Here is a 17,581-nt window from a genome sequence, read left to right as displayed (position 1 = left end):
CTGACCCCTTCTAACCCGAATCAGGCACCATCCTTTGTGCCGGTGCCTTGTACCTGCTTTTTCACATTATAATTGACCCGTCTCTTTATCGGATCGAATTTCGGGTTCTACCGTGACTTCTACGTTGCCTTTAAGTGCTTTACTGATCATGCATGCCTGCTCAGCGCGATAGGCTGCTCTGCTTATTTTATCCAGTTGATCTGGGAGAGTATGAGCGGGGACTGAAATGAGCGGACGGTGTATAATGCGATTTACCTTCATTGCCGGGCTGTTCTCAACGTAAATCTCCGATTTCAGTTCAAGCGAGGTAATACCCTGACGCTTCACCAGCATGCCGAGCGTGATGAGATAACAGGTTGCTGCGGCCCCAAGCAGGAGTTCTTCTGGATTTGTGCCTATGCCAGGACCGTCTAGCTGTGTTGGTACCGAAATCTGTGCACCCAGATTACCCGCACGTATATAGCCTGTGCCGTCTAGTCCGCCGGTCCACTCTGCTTTCAAATCAAATTGATGCTCGCTCATCGGTATCGCTCCTTTTTAATGTTGCCTCGGATGGCACTTGTGACTTGCTAGACTGCTTCCCTTTCGTTTCATCTCCGCCGCTTATATGCAGTCCAATGACTCCTAAAATGATGAGAATAATGGAGATCACCTTCAACGTGGATACGGATTCATTGAACCACCAAATGCCGATGATCGTAATCAGCGCTGTCCCTGCCCCGGACCAAATCGCATAGGCCAAAGAAACTTCAAGCTGCTTCAAAGCTAGCGTAAACAACGTGAAACATACGATGTAACAAATCCCCATCACAACCGCGGGACCAACCTTTGTAAAACCAGATGACATCTTCATCGCCGTCGTGCCTATCGTTTCAAATAGGATAGCCAACAGCAGAAACGTCCAATTCAAATTCCAAACCATTTCATCCATCCTCTGCACCACTCTTGTTGTTTTCATTGTAAAGGAATGGAGGGCGTTTCACCAGTTCGTTAGGCAAGAAGTTGTCCAAGAATTAACCTTAATCAAATCAACAAAAGGCTGCACGCGGCAGCCTTTGATATTTTGTTAATCGAATCAAATCTCAAGCAAATTTGATACGAAGCCTTTCGGCCATTCTTAGGCATACCTCCCATAAATCGGACACGGGCTCGTTCGAGAACGGCAACGTATGCATGTAACCCGGAGGTCCGAATTCCGGTGTAATCGATGTAGAAACAAAACCCCTGCTCGTTCGAGCGTTCAAGATATTCTCCCACCACATCTCGTGTGTCTCTAGTTCTCGCTTGTACTCTGGCGCATCTGGATGGGGAACTTGCGGTCCTTGTGCGTAACCTACTCTGGCATGGATATGAATCGTCCGCCCGAAGGCGATCTGCAAATTATCCTCTTGATCTTCAAGAAGCGATTCACAGACGCAGCACCAGTGACTGAAATCCGCTGTGATCTTCAAATCAGGAATGGCTTGGAGCAGCCTCGCCGTTGTCCATGGCGTAAACATGGCGCGATGCCGGTGTGTTTCATGGCCAACTGGAATGCCAGCTATTTTGGCAATTGCTTCTCTATAGGTGTACGCTTCCATCCCCCACAATGATTTAAACAACTTCGTATGCATGGCAACTCCTCCATCACTCATTTATTGAAAGTTTAACGAATAGGAAGAAATGAATCCATGGATGCCCGTATTCTTTCATGTATAATCGTACATCAAATTAAAAAACCGCCCCCGCCCTGTGTTCAGGGCAAGAACGGTTCTATTAGCGCAATGGATGAAGGCTGCTCACTTCGTGTGCTAGGCTCTTCTTAGAATTGCGAATATTGATCTCTATGAAATTGCATACTTCATGTGTTGGAATCAAAACAATGAAAGCCCTACCTCTCTTCCATCCTTGCGGCTCCAATGACCGCGCCAGTACGAATTGCTTTACAAACACCTGCTGCCGAAACACGATGACACTGCCTCGGGTTTACCAGAAATGAGCTGATTTTACTGCGTCATTGGGAGAAATATCAAACAAGGAGAGGGGGTTACTTTCTACTCGCTAATCGTCCGTATGGGGGTAAATGAGGTTTAGCCTAAAGTGTTTATATGGTTCACTTCAATCAATCTATCTAATATACACGAATGATACGGAAGTGTCAAGACTATTAATTCAACTACTTCCTATAACCCAGATGTGATATTATGGAATTAATTAACAATTATATCATTCGGCTGTGAAGCACACGCCGCTTTTCTAGATCCAGCATGGACTGTTGCTGATCTAGGGAGGCGGCTTATTTTATTCATATATCCATTGGAGGGTACAAACATGAATGAGCAATTTCGCATTGCATTAGAGAATCTCCTTACCAAACATCTCGCGAAAAGGGATGGAGAGAGGTATCGCAGACTCAAGGAGGGCCTTGGTCATGCCGAACAATTATTTCTTCAACAGGTTTGGTGGCCTGCCTTCGGCAGCTTTATGGATTTGCACCCTGAGTATGAGGTTAAGGACTTTCGGGATGGGACTCGATTTATTGACTTTGCTTTTTTCCGGCACTCCCTGAAGTTAGCCATCGAAATAGATGGTTACGGACCTCACGCTTCCCAAATCAGTCGAACCCAATTCGCCGACCAATGGATTCGCCAAAACCATCTCATCATCGACGGCTGGAAAATCCTCCGATTTTCCTATGATGATGTCAAAGCCCGCCCGCGTATGTGTGAACAAATGCTGCAGCAATTCATGGGACGTTATATAGGCCACGAAACTCATTCGGATATGAGGTTGAATTATGTGGAGAAAGAGGTGATTCGTTTTGCACTCAATATTGGAAGAGCCCTAAAACCAAGCGACGTATGCGCTTTGCTAGACTTTGGTTCACGTAAGTCCTACCAAATTCTGAAGGCAATGACCGATAAATCATTACTCAAGCCTTCCGGCGACGGTAGAAAGTGCATTCGCGGTTATAATTTGCATGAACAAGCCTATGCAATCTGGGAGAAAAACAATTGCTAACCCTCCAGCAAATCCAGCCTTTTTGGCTCTCTCGTGCGCCGTTGGCACACGGCCGACTGACGTTCACTGCTGAGACGGCCTTTTCGGACGGCTCACGCTTCTTTTCCTCCGCCTCACCTCCGGAGGCGGCCTTTTCGGCTCTCTCGTGCGCCGTTGAAACACGGCCGACTGCCCAGCACCGCTGAGACAGCCTTCTCGGCTGGCTCGCGCTTTTTTCCTCTGCCTCACCTCCGGAGGCGGCCTTTTCGGCTCTCTCGTTCGCCGTTGGCACACGGCCGACTGCCCAGCACCGCTGAGACGGCCTTTTCGGACGGCTCGCGCTTCTTTTCCTCCGCCTCACCTCCGGAGGCGGCCTTTTCGGCTCTCTCGTGCGCCGTTGAAACACGGCCGACTGCCCAGAACCGCTGAGACAGCCTTCTCGGCTGGCTCGCGCTTTTTTCCTCCGCCTCACCTCCGGAGGCGGCCTTTTCGGCTCTCTCGTGCGCCGTTGGCACACGGCCGACTGCCCAGAACCGCTGAGACGGCCTTTTCGGCTGGCTCACGCTTCTTTTCCTCTGCCTCACCTCCGGAGGCGGCCTTTTCGGCTCTCTCGTGCGCCGTTGGCACACGGCCGACTGCCCAGCACCGCTGAGACGGCCTTCTCGGCTGGCTCACCTTTTCCTCCGCCTCACCTCCGGAGGCGGCCTTCTCGGCTCTCTCGTTCGCCGTTGGCACACGGCCGACTGCCCAGCACCGCTGAGACGGCGTTTTCGGACGGCTCACGCTTCTTTTCCTCCGCCTCACCTCCGGAGGCGGCCTTTTCGGCTCTCGCGCGCGAGGCAGTGCCCGCCGCCCACGCCAAACAAAAAAACCGCGAGCCAAAGCCCGCGGTTCCAAACTACACCGTAAATTTCTGCAACGAAATTTGCAGTTCCTCAGCAAGTCCTGCCAGCGACTTAGCTGAGTTCTCAATTTCCTCGGTCGTGGACATCTGCTGCTGGCTGGCAGCGGACGTCTCCTGACTAACGGAAATGCCTGTTTCCGAAACGCTGCTGACAATGCCCATCACCTGCTCAATGCGCACATTGGCATCCACCAGTTGGTGAATGTTCTGATTCACACTCTCCACCTTCGCGTTGACTTCATCTACGGAAGTCTCAATGTGAATGAACGATTCTTGAGCCTCGCCGGAAATCGTTAATCCGGCCTGCACTTTGCCCGCTCCGTCTTGCATGGAGCTTACCGCGTGATTGATCTGTCTCTGAATCGTCGAGACCAGATTCGTAATGTTGCGCGCTGACGAAGCAGATTGCTCCGCAAGCTTGCGCACTTCACCAGCGACAACCGCGAATCCGCGGCCCGCTTCTCCCGCGCGTGCAGCTTCAATCGCCGCGTTCAGTGACAGCAAATTGGTCTGCGTGGAAATCTCATTGATGACATTGACAATCTCGCCAATTTTATGAGCATTTTTCCCTAATGCTTCAATGACTCCATTCACTTCTTGCACCGCTTCCGAAATCTGGCCCATCTGGCCTGCGATGGATACGACAGAACGTTTACCGTTTTGCGCGGCAGCCGTGGCCTGTCCTACAAGCTTGGCTACTTCTTGAGCAGATTCATCAATCAACTTCGTACTTGTAAGCATTTGCTGCACAGCCTCATTCGCTTGATTCACACCCGCAAACTGCTTCTCGAAATCTTCCGAAAGCTGCTGACTGGACGTCGCGACCTGTTTAGCAGCTTGCGAACTTTGCTCCGAGCTCGCTAGAAGCTCTTCGGAACTTGCCGAAAGTGTTAGCGCATTGTCAGCGATTTGAGACACCAAGGAGTGAAGGCTCCCCGTCATAACATTAAACGAACCAGTTAATTTACCGACTTCATCCTCATACGGATAGTCCCCTTTAACGGAGAGATCTCCGCTAGCCGCTTTCTCCATATGCTCCTGTAATTTACGAATCGGAGTTGTAATAATCATATTCAATGCCAGAGCATTCACCGTCATAACAACAATGGCGATAATAACCGTAAGTATGATGACCCAGTGGGAAGTTTTTGAGTCGCTGCTGCTCGTTTTCTGAAAATTCTCAGCTGCTGTCTCTTTGAGCTGCACCAACTTATCGAGTGCTGCGATGGTTTTATCACCATGTGGAGACACTTCATTATTATAAACCTGGTAGGCAACTTGATTATTCTTCGTAGCATGATCGATCGTCATTGTGACGATTTCGCGGTACTTCTTATTCAGCTCTTCAAAATCTTTGAAAGCAGCCGTTTCTTCTTCCGTTAACCGGATGCCTGCCAGCTTCGTAACAAGCTCCTGATTCATTGCACTGTTTTCATCAAGTTTGGCCTTCAACTTACCTTTATATTTCACATCAACAGATAGCATCATTTCAAGCAAATTCGATTCGGTTTCATTGAAGTTCGTTTTTAATTGATTAATCCATTTGACAGATAACAGGCTTTCCTCGTACATTCTAGTAGAATTATTAGACATCTTATCCATGAAGAAATAACCCGTAATACCTACAATTAGAAGGAATAAAATAGCAATAGCATTCATGAATAGCAGCTTGTAACGAAGTTTAAGGTTGCGAAGGATGGACAGGTTGACTTTCCTATTTCTTGCGTTCTTTCGTTGATTTACATTCAAACTCTCGTTGAATTTCAAAGTCCAGTTCTCCTCCCCACATGCAGATACTCTAACCAAATGTTAGATTACCTTACACAGAAAAAATAATTTACCTATGGTTTATTTTACAAACAAGTGAACATTATGTAAAGACAAAATTCGTCACAAAACGTATATCTATAGAACTTTCCTCCTAGTAAATTAAGACCACTTTATCTATAGATCGGGGATATTTGTTATGCAATTAATAGGAATTATTGTGAATCCGCTTTCTGGTGATGGCAGAGGAGCTAGCATCTGGAAGGAGATTGAAACGTATCTTCAGTTGAACCAAATTCCCTATGTCGCTAAAATAACGAAAAAAGCTGGCGAAGCCAATGAGCTCGCCATCTCTATCATTCAGGAACATTCGGTAAGTAAACTCATCTTAATCGGAGGGGATGGAACGATACATGAGGCCGCCTGCGGGCTAGCACATTTGCAAAAAGAAGGAATCCACTGCAGCCTTGCTGTCATTCCAGCGGGAACTGGCAACGATTTCGCGAAAGCCTACAGCATTCCCAAACAGCCGATTCAAGCACTGAACATGGCCTTATCGGAGAAAAAGAAGGTGCAAATCGACCTCCTCCGCGGCCTTAATGAGCTCATTGCTGTAAACAGCATTGGAGCCGGATTCGATGGCATGGTAGCCAAGCTAACGAATGAATCCAGCTACAAAAAATATTTGAATCGCCTCGGACTTGGCAAACTGTCCTATTTTCTGACGATTCTTCGTGTATTCGCCACCTATAAGCCGTGTACCGCTTGGCTAGAAGTGGACGGAACCGTTCATGAGCTGCCTCATATGTGGCTCGCTGCAGTCGCCAATATTCCCTTTTATGGAGGCGCCATTCGAATCTGCCCTTCTGCCTCGCCTCACGACGGTATTGCTGATATCGTCATCATTCAAAGCAGAGGGCGCTTCCGGCTGTTACCTGTTCTATTCACTGTGTATCAAGGCAAACACACTCATCATCCTGCTGTCTCATTTTATAAAGGGACATCCATTTCACTTCGCACACAAATGCCTTTGCTTATTCAAGCGGATGGCGAATACGCGGGGGCTACACCGCTGCATGTCACTTTGGAACCGGCGTCTATCACTGTTATTTGCTAAACGGATAATTTCAACCGCTCACGCTGTACAATCAAGTACACGACGAAACCAGCAAGGATACAAGCAATCCCTGTAATCGACAAGTCCGGTGACAGCCCATCCTTGGATATTTGCGTATAGAGACCGACGCCAGCAAGCATCATCGCATTTTCCAGGAAATTTTGAACAGCTATCGTTTTCCCAGCTCCGACCATCCCCTGGCCTCGATCTTGCAGCACGGCATTCATAGGTACAATAAACACGCCGCCGCTGAATCCTACAAGTAGGAGCAGTCCTATTGTTGTATACAAATTGGTAATTAGCGGGAACAGCAATATGCAGATGATCATGAGAATACCGAATATGAATGAATTGTAATAACGCTGAGCTGGAACAAGCTTCGGTGTCATCAGCGCCCCAATCATGATCCCTACCCCAGTTACAGCGACAAGCATAGAAATTTGATCGACTGACTGGATGCCGAGATGAGCCGGTACCCATGCGATGATCGCCAATCGGACGACCGAGGACGTCATCCAGAATGAGCCAGTGCCAACAAGCGAGAAACGGGTTGCAGGGTCTTTTAACAAGGACCTCATGTCGGAAAAGAATAATCTCGCTGACTTCCCATAACGGATCGTACTATCTCCTTGCATCTTCGGCATTTGCAGCGTCAATTGCAAAGAAATCAAGTAAAGTGCGAGACAGGCGATCATCGAACCGGATACCGACATTTTAGCCAAAATACCGCCGCAAACGGAACCAAGCAAAATGGCCATTATCGTATAGCCTTCCATGCGTGCATTGGCTTTCAAAAGCCCATAATCGGAATGCGTAAGCGCAGGCAGAATACCATATTTAGCCGGTGAATAAACTGCGGCTCCTATGCCAACGATGCCATAGCTGACAGCAGGATCAACATGAAGGAACATCGCGATAATACCAACGCTTTTGATCGCGTTTCCGACGAGAAGAACCCGTGATTTGGAGTTTTTATCAGCCAAGGCACCGACAAAAGGCGCGAGCAGGACGAAAGCAACTAGAAAGGAAGCTTGAACAACACCGATGTAATAGTCGGGATACGCATTCTGTTTAATAATCGCCAAAGTAATGAAGAGGATCATATTATCGGCAAAAGCGGAAAGAAATTGGGTCAAGTTTAGCGTCTGAAGCGGTTTCATTTTCATATTATTCTCTCCCTTAAGATGCATGATGCTCCTCTAGCGCAATTCGCTTAATGGTTACATAGTCTACTTTCCCACTGCCCAAAAGCGGTAATTTCTCCACATATCGGAGCTCGGAAGGCATATAAATCCCCGGATGACCTTTCTGTTTCATCGATTCTCGAAGAGGTTGGAGCTGCGTATCCGCGCTGTTGTGGTACACTACAATCCGCTCTCCTTTTCGCGCATCTGGAACTGCAACGGCTGCGCACACAGCTTGTTCCGGCAAGCTGGACGACACGAGCTCCTCGACCATCGGCAGCGACACCTTTTCCCCGCCAATCTTGGCAAAGGACTGCATCCTCCCCTGTATCGACAGGTAGCCTTCTTCATCGATTTGTACAATATCGCCGCAGCTGTACCAATCCGGACAAGGAACAAATCCCTGACCATGAATCAAATATCCCTTCATCACATTAGGACCTTTGACAAGCAAATTGCCGCCAAGCTCGATGCCATCCACCTTCTCGATCCGGACCTGAATACCTGGCAGTACACGGCCTACTGTTCCTTTTTTAACATGCATAGGCGTATTGAGTGAAATAACAGGCGCTGTCTCCGTCGTGCCGTAGCCTTCCATAATCCGAATGCCAAATTTATCGGCCCAGGTTTGACGGACTTCCTCCTTCAACTTCTCGGCGCCAGCTACGACATATTTCAACGAGCAGGCAAAGTCATAAGCATGTGCCGTTCTCGCGTAAGCCGATAGAAACGTTGACGTACCGAACAAAATCGTAATATTCCGATCGTACACAATCTCTGGAATAACTTTATAATGCAGTGGATTGGGATACATGACCACCTTCATGCCAGAAAGAACCGGCAGCATCGTCCCCGCTGTTAAGCCGAAAGAATGGAACATGGGCATCGCCCCAAGAAGGATATCAGCCGCATTGAAAGCAATCACAGCCTTAGCCTGCTGGATATTAGCAAAGATATTTCGGTGAGCCAGAACAACCCCCTTCGGTTTACTCTCGCTCCCTGACGTGAAGAGAACAACCTCGTTCTCTCCTTCGCCGGCAGGACCTTGCGCTTTCATCAAGAAATGACGGATTCCTACCCATTTATGCTGAAAAGCGATGCTCTCTTTAACCTCTTCAAGATAAATAATTGAATAAACTTCACTTGCACTATGGATAAAATCAGTCAATCCCGCCTTCTCGATAAAAGCTCGAGATGTAACAATCGTCTTCGCAGACACGGTTTCACAGGCGTCCAGCATGGCTTGTTTTCCTGCGGTATAATTCAGGATCGCCGGGGTAATTCCTAAACGAAATAATGAAAATAAAGTGACGACATGCGCCGCCGCATTCGGCAGCAGGACAGCTGTGCGCTTCTGATTACCAAGCAGCTCCTTCAATCGCTCCGCCATTGTATAGGTGGTTAGCAGCAGCTTGCGGTAGCTTATTGACGTATCCGATAGGATGTCTTCACATATCATTTTTGAGTAGCCATGCTGCTTGGCTGCAATGAGCATTTCATTGAATAAATTAAGCTCCGGCTTCATACGGCTGTCCACCAAATGACTCTGCATTCGGCTGCAGATGAGGTCCGTTGCACGCTCCTTCTGAACTCTCCTAGTAAGGCGCTCATTCACAGGCACTTGAAAGGATTCGCCAACTGTGATGGTTACAGCCGGAAACCATATCTGTTTCAATTTGCCACGAAGATACGAAAATTTTGAATGCTCCAGCCCGTTAATCGCGACCGGTACCATGTGTGCCTGAGATTTTGATGCAATGTAACCTATGCCGCCGTATAACTTCATCATGCTGCCAGTGGTCGATATACGCCCCTCCGGAAAAATGACAAGCGGCGTACCGCTCTGCACTGTTTTGAGCATTTTCCGTACGGAATAGGGATTCAAGGGATCTACTGGAATATGAGTGCGAAAATGGAGCGGCCAAGCAAAACGTTTGGCCATTCGTGTATTCACGACGAAGGCCACTTCCTTGGGCAGGATCAACGCAAGCAGAACAGCATCCAACAAGGAAACATGGTTAGGTATGAGCACCGTTTTATGTGTAAAATTAAGCCGCTGCATCCCCTTCACTTTTACACGAAAACTAGCTAGTATGACAGGGCGCAGCAGGGGAAGCAGAAGCCTTAACAGTACAATAAACAACCATTTGATCATGGTGACTCCTCCTAAGCGTTCGCATGGCAAATCTGAGAATACCTTGGTAAAACGGATGAAGAGTCCATTCATTTATTGGGCTTCTCTTAATACCAGGTCATAATCCCATTGTATGCATTTGCTGCGATTCTGATAGTACTAACTTTACCTAGTACTACGACCAATCACCCGCTGGATTCGCGCTACTGCAGCCTTCGTTGACCTCCTTCCCACTGTGAAGTTTATTAAAAAAGGACCACAGCATCCGAAATGCAGTGGCCCTTCTTGTAGCTTTTATTCACTTCTAAACTTCACTCGTTAAAGCTAGTGTATTCCCCTCGGAGTCCCGGAAGAACGCCATCTAAATATCCGCATTACCCATTTTTGAAACAAATCGATCTGTTTTCTGTTTTCCGTGACCGCTTACTCGCCTTTTAATAACTGCTTAAGTCTGGCTGGATAGTCTGTAATAATGCCCGTCACGCCAGCATCGATCATCTTCTGAAAATCCCTTACAACGTTCACTGTCCATGGATACGTGGCTAATCCTGCTTCTGCCGCCGATACTCCATCTTCTTTTTCAAAATGATGATGTTGAGGGTGCAAAGAGTGCACCTCGAATCCGATTTGCTGTGCATAGGCAGCATGGTCCAACAGGTTGGCGGCATACAACAATCCTACTTTTACCTCAGGCTCTGCCAACTTGATTCGATGAATCACCTTGTGATCAAAGGATGAAATGACCACGTCTTGCATTCTGCCGCTTTCACGCAAAAAGGCGAGCAGCGCATTCTCCATTCGACCTTCATACGCATGCTTCACTTCCACATTGATGAGAAACCCAGGCGGCACTAGTTCAAAAACCTCCCGCAATAGAGGCACTCTTTCCCCAATGAAAGCGTCAGAGAACCATGAGCCAGCATCGAGTCCCTTAATTTCTTCCCAGTTTTTTTCGCAAATAAGGCCAGAACCATTCGTCGTGCGATCAAGTGTTGTATCATGACAAACGACAATTTCGCCATCTTTCGTGAGGTGCACATCCAATTCAATGCCTTCTGCTCCCTGCTCGAATGCAAGTGCAAAAGATCTTAACGTATTTTCCGGTGCTTCCCCGGCTGCTCCTCTATGTCCTATTACAATCGGTTGATTTGTGCTCATTATACGTAACACGCTCCTCACATCATTAACAGCTTTATTCTCAAATTATAGTAGAGTAGATCCGTTTTTGCCCAGTAGATATTAGTAAAAGTTATGTAAACAAGCCGTTGAAATTAACAAATGATTTATATCTATTTAACATTGGTCAAATAAGCGGGCGTTAAGCTAATAGAGATCGAACCAGTCTAATAATCTTGTGGAGGGCAATAAATGAGTACGCTGGATTCAACTGCTCCAAAAAAAATAACAACACGCACTGAGCTTCCTACCCGTTCCATCTTTTTATCGAAATGGTCGGAGACGCTGCTTGGTTATATTTTCTTATTCCCGTCACTGCTGATCTTTGGCATTTTCCTGTTCTATCCTTTGATTCAAACCTTTTATCTCAGCATGCACGAAACTGACCCTAGAGGCAGGGTAGCTTCCTTCGTAGGCTTTGATAACTTTACGGCTATTTTCACGTCAGAGAAGTTTTATAAAAGCTTGGAGGTCACTGGCTTATTCACGATACTGACGGTACCGACCAACATCGCCCTTGCGCTTCTGCTCGCAGCTCTCACACACAATCATCTAAAAGGGATGCGTTTCTTCCAATTTATTTTCTCCTTGCCTGTCGTTCTGTCCGTAGGAACATCCTCTGTCATCTGGATGATGCTTTTTCATCCGAGTGTCGGCATGCTTAACTACCTGCTGCAACTTGTGGGACTAGAGCCTGTTGCTTGGCTAACAGATCCAAGATGGGCGCTGCTTTCCGTGTCCATGATGACCGTATGGATGAATCTCGGCTTCAATTACATCGTCCTGTTCAGCGGCCTGCAAGGCATTCCTGATGAAATCTACGATAGCGCAAAAATCGACGGATCCGGCCCAATTCGTACGTTTGTGCAAATTATTATGCCACTGCTTTCACCAACGGTGTTCTTCGTCACGATTGTATCGATCATCGGTGCTTTCCAGTCCTTCGGACAGATTCATATTCTTACCAAAGGCGGCCCAATCAACTCCACCGATGTGCTCGTTTATAACTTGTATCAAGACGCTTTCATTAACTTCCGGTTTGGAACTGGAAGCGCGCAAGCCCTTGTTCTGTTCACAATCATCCTGATTTTCACCTTTGTGCAATTCAAAGTGTTCGAAAGGAATGTGCATTATCAATGAACCGTCCCTTACAAAAAACAGCTGTTTATATCCTGTTGGCTATTGCAGCCGCACTTGTGCTTTATCCGATCTTTTACACGTTTTCAGCCACTTTCATGACACCTGAGGAAGCTTCGGCTTATCCGCCACGCTTCTTACCGAGCGGATTCTATGTGGGAAGTATTCTAGCCGTCTTTCAACTCGTCCCAATAGGTACATTTATTACAAACAGCTTGATCGTCTCGCTGCTCATCATGATCGGGCAACTGATGACCTCCTCAATGGCGGCTTATGCTTTTGCCAATATTCGTTTTAAAGGAAAAGCTTTCATCTTCTCATTGTTCATGGCGACGATGATGATTCCTTGGGAAGTCACGATCATTCCAAACTATTTGACGGTCAAAAAGTGGGACTGGCTCGATAGCTTGCAGGGCCTAACAGTTCCTTTCTTAGCGACAGCATTCGGTACCTTCCTGCTGCGCCAATTTTTCCTGCAGCTGCCCAAAGAATTATTCGAAGCAGCCCGCATCGACGGTTGTGGTCATATCCGCATCTTTTTCCGCATCGTGTTGCCTTTGGGAAGACCCGCACTTGCGACTCTAGCTGTCTATGCCTTCCTGAACGCATGGAACATGTACCTCTGGCCGCTGCTCATTACGAACAGTGAAGAAATGCGGACTGCACAAATCGGCATCGCCATGCTGCAATTTGAAGAATTAACCGTGTGGAACCTCGTTTTGGCAGGCGTAACAATTGTCCTTTTGCCATCTCTTATTCTGCTCGTACTTGGTTTAAAGCAGCTCGTACGCGGACTCACCGCTGGGGCTGTGAAAGGGTAATCTTGTTGGCTGCTCTGCGCAGCTATGAAGCTGTGTCAGATTTCCATAAATAAAAATAAAGTTAAAAAAGGGAGAGAAACAAATCAATGAAATCCGTAAACATAAGAGTCTCTGTTCTTACAGCGACAGCAGTCATGATGATGATAACTAGCGCATGCGGCAAGGCAGAAGTAGCACCAGCTAACAGTACTGCACCTGCAAGCACAACTGCCGCTACAACAGCACCAACTAAAGCAGCAGAGCCAGTTAAAGTTATTTGGTGGCACTCTATGAGTGGTGAGCTTGGCAAAGCTGTAGACAAACTAGTCGCAGATTTCAACGCTTCCCAGAAAAATGTGCAAGTCGAGGCTGTCTTCCAAGGTACTTACGACGAAAGCTTGAACAAAATGAAGGCTTCCATGGATACAAAAAGCGGCCCATCCCTCATTCAAGTCTACGAAATCGGTTCCCGTTTCATGATCGATTCCAAGGCAATTACACCGGTTCAAAAATTCGTTGATGCCGACAAATTCGATCTTTCACAGCTCGAAGAGAACATTTTGAATTACTACAAAGTTGACGATAAATTGAATTCCATGCCTTTTAACACATCAAACCCAATCCTTTACTACAACAAAGACATGTTCAAAGCCGCTGGACTAGATCCAGAGAAGCCGCCAACGACTTATGAAGAAGTCGCAAAAGCGGCACAAGCATTAAGCAAAGACGGTAAAGCTGGCTCATCCTTCGCCATTTACGGTTGGTTCATGGAGCAATTCTTCGCTGGTCAAGGGGCAGAATTCTTGAATAACGGAAACGGCCGTACAGCTGCAGCAACGGAAACTCTCCTGAACAATGAGGCAGGCGTCAAAACATTGACTTGGTGGAAGGGCATGGTTGATAACAAATCTTCTATGAATCTTGGACGCAAAACCGATGATACGAAAAAAGCGTTCCTCGCTGGTCAAGTTGCAATGACATTAGATTCTACAGCTTCTTTACGTGGAATTGTTACAGGTGCAGAAGGCAAATTCCAAGTTGGAACAAGCACAATGCCTAAACCTTCTGATGCGAAAGACGGTGGTGTCGTTGTTGGTGGCGCTAGTCTTTATATCTTGAACAACAAATCCGAAGCTGAGCAAAAAGGCGCATGGGAATTCATCAAATTCTTGACAAATCCGCAAACGCAAGCATGGTGGCACGTTAACACTGGCTACTTCCCAATTACGAAAAAAGCCTATGATGAGCAGCTTGTAAAAGATAATTTAGCGAAATACCCGCAATTCCAAACGGCAATCGACCAACTGCACAACACGAAACCTAACAAAGCAACACAAGGTGCGGTCATGGGTGTATTCCCTGAAGCCCGTCAACTCGTTGAAACGGCTATTGAAGAAGCACTCACTGGTAAAAAAGCACCAAAAGAAGCCTTGGATGCAGCTTCAAAAAGCATAGCTGAGAAGCTTGCCGCTTATAACAAAACAGTAAAATAAGGCATTGACCTTTTCGATCAGGAAGCATATACTTTAATTCAACTTCTATATTCGATCGTGCCTATGATGAGAATCCAACTCGGAGGCGTTATCGCCAAGCATGCCTGTTAGGCTATGGTCATGCTAAGTTAACCGGCACCGCCCGTTACCGCGGAACCAAGTGGAGAAACATTCACGTCATGTTTCTTAAATTGGGTGGCACCGCGAGCAAACGCTCCTCGTCCCAATCGGATGAGGAGCGTTTTTTTTGTTGGCCAAAAATCGGTTACGGGAGGCAACACACATGAACAAAACAAAACGCAGGTACAATTTCAATCCAGGTCCGGCTGCATTGCCTTTAGACATTCTGGAAGAAGCTCAGCAGCAATTTGTCGATTACGATGGAAAAGGAATTTCTCTGCTCGAAATGTCGCATAGAAGCCGGACAGTTGAGGAAATGAATAACGAAACACAGCTCCTCCTACTCTCACTGCTGGATTTGTCCAAAGGGTATGAAGTGCTCTTCATGGGCGGAGGGGCAAGCACGCAGTTCGCCTTCCTTCCAATTAATTTCTTAAAACCCCATCTAACGGCAAACTACGTCCTAACTGGCAGCTTTGCAGAAAAAGCTTATAAAGAAGCTGCGTATCTTGGTCGTACCCATGCCGCGGCAAGCTCCAAAGAACAAGGTTGGCGCGGAATTCCTGCCTTGGGCACAAAAGACCTAAGCGCAGACGCTGCCTACTTGCATATCACCATGAACAATACCATCGAAGGCTCGCGTTACGCGGAGATTCCTGAAGTCGGCGATACGCCACTTGTTGCTGATATGACCAGCGAAATTCTGAGCCGCAAGCTGGATCTCCAGAAATTCTCGATGATCTATGCCGGCGCCCAGAAAAATCTTGGACCCGCTGGTGTCACGGTTGTCGTTATCCGCGAAAGCTGGCTGGAGCAAGCTTCCAACGATATTCCGGAAATCATGCGTTACAGCACATTTGTCAAAAACAAATCCCTGTTCAACACACCACCTGTCCACGCCATTTACATGACAAATCTGGTGCTCAATTGGGCACAAAAGCAAGGTGGCGTGGAACAATTAGAACGTCGTAATCTTGTAAAAGCCGATCTCATTTATGAGGTTATCGATGCGAGCGGCGGTTTCTATCAAGGGATTATTGATGCAAAAGACCGTTCCCCCATGAACATCACTTGGCGCATGGCCAATGAAGAGCTTGAACGCCGTTTTATCGCGGAATCCGAGACTCACGGCTTCGAGGGCTTGGCCGGACACCGCAGCGTCGGCGGTCTGCGCGCTTCCGCATACAATGCGGTCCCTTATGAATCCTGCCAAGCTTTAGCTGAATTCATGCTTGATTTTGCCCGTAGAAACGGGTAAACATTTACAAAATAAAAGAGTCCCGTAGAGTGGCTTGCGCCATGCTCTCGGGACTTTTTATCTAAAGGTAATGGTAACCGCTCAAATGGTGCTTATTTACCAAGTTGGTGAATAGGGTGTCCAAGCGCGCCTTCAGCTGCATCCATGATCATCTCTGTCAATGTTGGATGTGCGTGAATCGTAAGCGCGATATCTTCCAGGTTAGCACCCATCTCAACCGCAAGAGCAAGCTCGCCAATTAAGTTTGATGCTTCTGGACCAACAATTTGACCACCAAGCAATTGGCCTGTTTCTTTGTCGCCGACAAGCTTCACGAAACCTTGTCCTGCGTTCAAAGAGTTAGCGCGGCCATTAGCTGCGTAAGGGAATTTACCGATTGTTACGTTGATGCCCTTTTCTTTGGCTTCCGTTTCACTCAAGCCAACACCAGCAATTTCTGGATCGGAGAACACTACAGCAGGAATCGCTTTGTAGTCTACAATGCTAGAGTGACCTGCGATTGCTTCTGCAGCCACCTTTGCTTCGTAAGAAGCTTTGTGAGCCAAGGAAAGACCAGGTACAACATCACCAATCGCAAAGATGTGCGGGATGCTAGTTCTACCTTGGTTATCAACTTCGATCAAACCACGGTCCGTCAATTTCAAGTTAATCAGATCAAGACCAAGCTCGCCATCTGTGTTCGGACGACGACCCACTGTTACAAGTACGTAATCAGCAGTTACTTGCTTCTCTTCGCCTTTAACTGTGAAAGTTACGGTTACGTCGTTCTCTGTTTTCGTGCAGGATTGTGCTAGCGCTTCTGTATGAACCTCAACGCCAACTTTCTCCAGGTTGCGTGCTACTAGCTTCGTCAGTTCTTTCTCGAAGCCTGGCAGTACGTGATCCGAACCTTCCAGCACGGTTACTTTGGTACCGAACTTCGCGTAAGTTTGACCAAGCTCGACTCCGATGTAGCCGCCGCCGATAACGATCATGCTTTTCGGAACTTCAGGCAAGTTCAAGGCTTCCGTGGAAGAGATAATTCTTCCGCCGTAAGGGAATGCTTTCAGCTCAATTGGACGGGAACCCGTCGCGATTATACAGTGCTTAAAGCGGTAGCGCGGAGCTTCTGCATCATTGAACACACGTGCTTCGTGCTCGTTGATGAACATCACTTCGCCCTGGAATGTTTGGATCTTGTTGCCTTTGAGCAGTGCGCCAACGCCGCCCGTTTGTTTAGCAACAATGCTGTTTTTCCAAGCTTGTACCTTTGCAAAGTCTACTTTCACGTTCTCTACAGAGATACCCATGCTATCCGCGTGCTGCGCATGCTCATACGTGTGAGCAGCGGAGATCAACGCTTTGGAGGGGATACAGCCGCGGTTCAAGCAGACGCCGCCCCACTCCGATTTATCTACAATAAGTACATTTTGACCAAGCTGAGCTGCGCGGATGGCAGCTACGTAACCACCTGGTCCTGCACCAATGACTAGCAAATCAATATCTAAAGAAGCATCTCCTACTACCATGCTG

General features: G+C 47.4%; 14 protein-coding genes. 6 read left to right on the top strand and 8 right to left on the bottom strand.

Annotated features, from left to right (window positions below; genetic code table 11):
- Positions 1-66: 66 nt before the first annotated feature.
- The 3 genes from AC58UW_RS26710 to AC58UW_RS26700 form a co-directional block, all read right to left on the bottom strand.
- Positions 67-522 (bottom strand): OsmC family protein, encoded by a 456-nt coding sequence (locus AC58UW_RS26710; protein ID WP_497423589.1) that lies wholly within the window; start codon positions 520-522, stop codon positions 67-69.
- Positions 503-958 (bottom strand): DMT family transporter, encoded by a 456-nt coding sequence (locus tag AC58UW_RS26705; protein ID WP_497423588.1) that lies wholly within the window; start codon positions 956-958, stop codon positions 503-505. The genes AC58UW_RS26710 and AC58UW_RS26705 overlap by 20 nt, the downstream gene beginning before the upstream one ends.
- Before the next feature lie 124 nt (positions 959-1,082).
- Positions 1,083-1,613: a hypothetical protein gene (locus AC58UW_RS26700; protein WP_497423587.1), complete on the bottom strand. Its 531-nt coding sequence runs from the start codon at positions 1,611-1,613 to the stop codon at positions 1,083-1,085.
- Positions 1,614-2,310: 697 nt separating this feature from the next.
- On the opposite strand from AC58UW_RS26700, the gene AC58UW_RS26695 reads away from it, so the two are divergent.
- A complete protein-coding gene (locus AC58UW_RS26695) occupies positions 2,311-3,000 on the top strand; it encodes a putative endonuclease domain-containing protein (protein ID WP_497423586.1) in 690 nt (229 codons plus the stop codon).
- Positions 3,001-3,877: 877 nt separating this feature from the next.
- Here the strand turns inward: AC58UW_RS26695 and AC58UW_RS26690 are convergent.
- Complete coding sequence (locus AC58UW_RS26690) at positions 3,878-5,650, bottom strand: methyl-accepting chemotaxis protein (protein ID WP_497423585.1); 1,773 nt, start codon at positions 5,648-5,650, stop codon at positions 3,878-3,880.
- A 199-nt stretch (positions 5,651-5,849) separates the two neighbouring features.
- On the opposite strand from AC58UW_RS26690, the gene AC58UW_RS26685 reads away from it, so the two are divergent.
- Positions 5,850-6,767: a diacylglycerol/lipid kinase family protein gene (locus AC58UW_RS26685; protein ID WP_497423584.1), complete on the top strand. Its 918-nt coding sequence runs from the start codon at positions 5,850-5,852 to the stop codon at positions 6,765-6,767.
- Here AC58UW_RS26685 and lplT read toward each other — a convergent pair.
- From lplT to AC58UW_RS26670, 3 genes are all read right to left on the bottom strand, one after another.
- A complete protein-coding gene (gene lplT, locus AC58UW_RS26680) occupies positions 6,764-7,933 on the bottom strand; it encodes a lysophospholipid transporter LplT (protein ID WP_497423583.1) in 1,170 nt (389 codons plus the stop codon). The two genes, AC58UW_RS26685 and lplT, sit on opposite strands and share 4 nt — an antisense overlap.
- Before the next feature lie 13 nt (positions 7,934-7,946).
- On the bottom strand, positions 7,947-10,106 hold the full coding sequence (locus tag AC58UW_RS26675) for an AMP-binding protein (protein ID WP_497423582.1): 2,160 nt from the start codon (positions 10,104-10,106) through the stop codon (positions 7,947-7,949).
- Between the two features lie 402 nt (positions 10,107-10,508).
- A complete protein-coding gene (locus tag AC58UW_RS26670) occupies positions 10,509-11,243 on the bottom strand; it encodes a glycerophosphodiester phosphodiesterase (RefSeq protein WP_497423581.1) in 735 nt (244 codons plus the stop codon).
- 210 nt (positions 11,244-11,453) lie between these two features.
- On the opposite strand from AC58UW_RS26670, the gene AC58UW_RS26665 reads away from it, so the two are divergent.
- From AC58UW_RS26665 to serC, 4 genes are all read left to right on the top strand, one after another.
- On the top strand, positions 11,454-12,401 hold the full coding sequence (locus AC58UW_RS26665; RefSeq protein ID WP_497423580.1) for a carbohydrate ABC transporter permease: 948 nt from the start codon (positions 11,454-11,456) through the stop codon (positions 12,399-12,401).
- Positions 12,398-13,219 (top strand): carbohydrate ABC transporter permease, encoded by an 822-nt coding sequence (locus tag AC58UW_RS26660; protein WP_497423579.1) that lies wholly within the window; start codon positions 12,398-12,400, stop codon positions 13,217-13,219. Before AC58UW_RS26665 ends, AC58UW_RS26660 begins: the two co-directional genes overlap by 4 nt.
- Positions 13,220-13,305: 86 nt before the next feature.
- Positions 13,306-14,691, top strand: a complete 1,386-nt coding sequence (locus tag AC58UW_RS26655) for an ABC transporter substrate-binding protein (protein ID WP_497423578.1) — start codon at positions 13,306-13,308, stop codon at positions 14,689-14,691.
- A gap of 283 nt (positions 14,692-14,974) precedes the next feature.
- Positions 14,975-16,069: a 3-phosphoserine/phosphohydroxythreonine transaminase gene (gene serC, locus AC58UW_RS26650; RefSeq protein WP_497423577.1), complete on the top strand. Its 1,095-nt coding sequence runs from the start codon at positions 14,975-14,977 to the stop codon at positions 16,067-16,069.
- 92 nt (positions 16,070-16,161) lie between these two features.
- Here serC and lpdA read toward each other — a convergent pair whose 3' ends face one another.
- Complete coding sequence (lpdA, locus tag AC58UW_RS26645; protein ID WP_497423576.1) at positions 16,162-17,577, bottom strand: dihydrolipoyl dehydrogenase; 1,416 nt, start codon at positions 17,575-17,577, stop codon at positions 16,162-16,164.
- Positions 17,578-17,581: the final 4 nt, after the last annotated feature.

It is taken from the genome of Paenibacillus sp. J22R160, assembly GCF_059692135.1.
The sequence above is the reverse complement of the archived record's forward strand: the minus strand, read 5'-3'. Positions and strand labels throughout refer to the sequence as shown.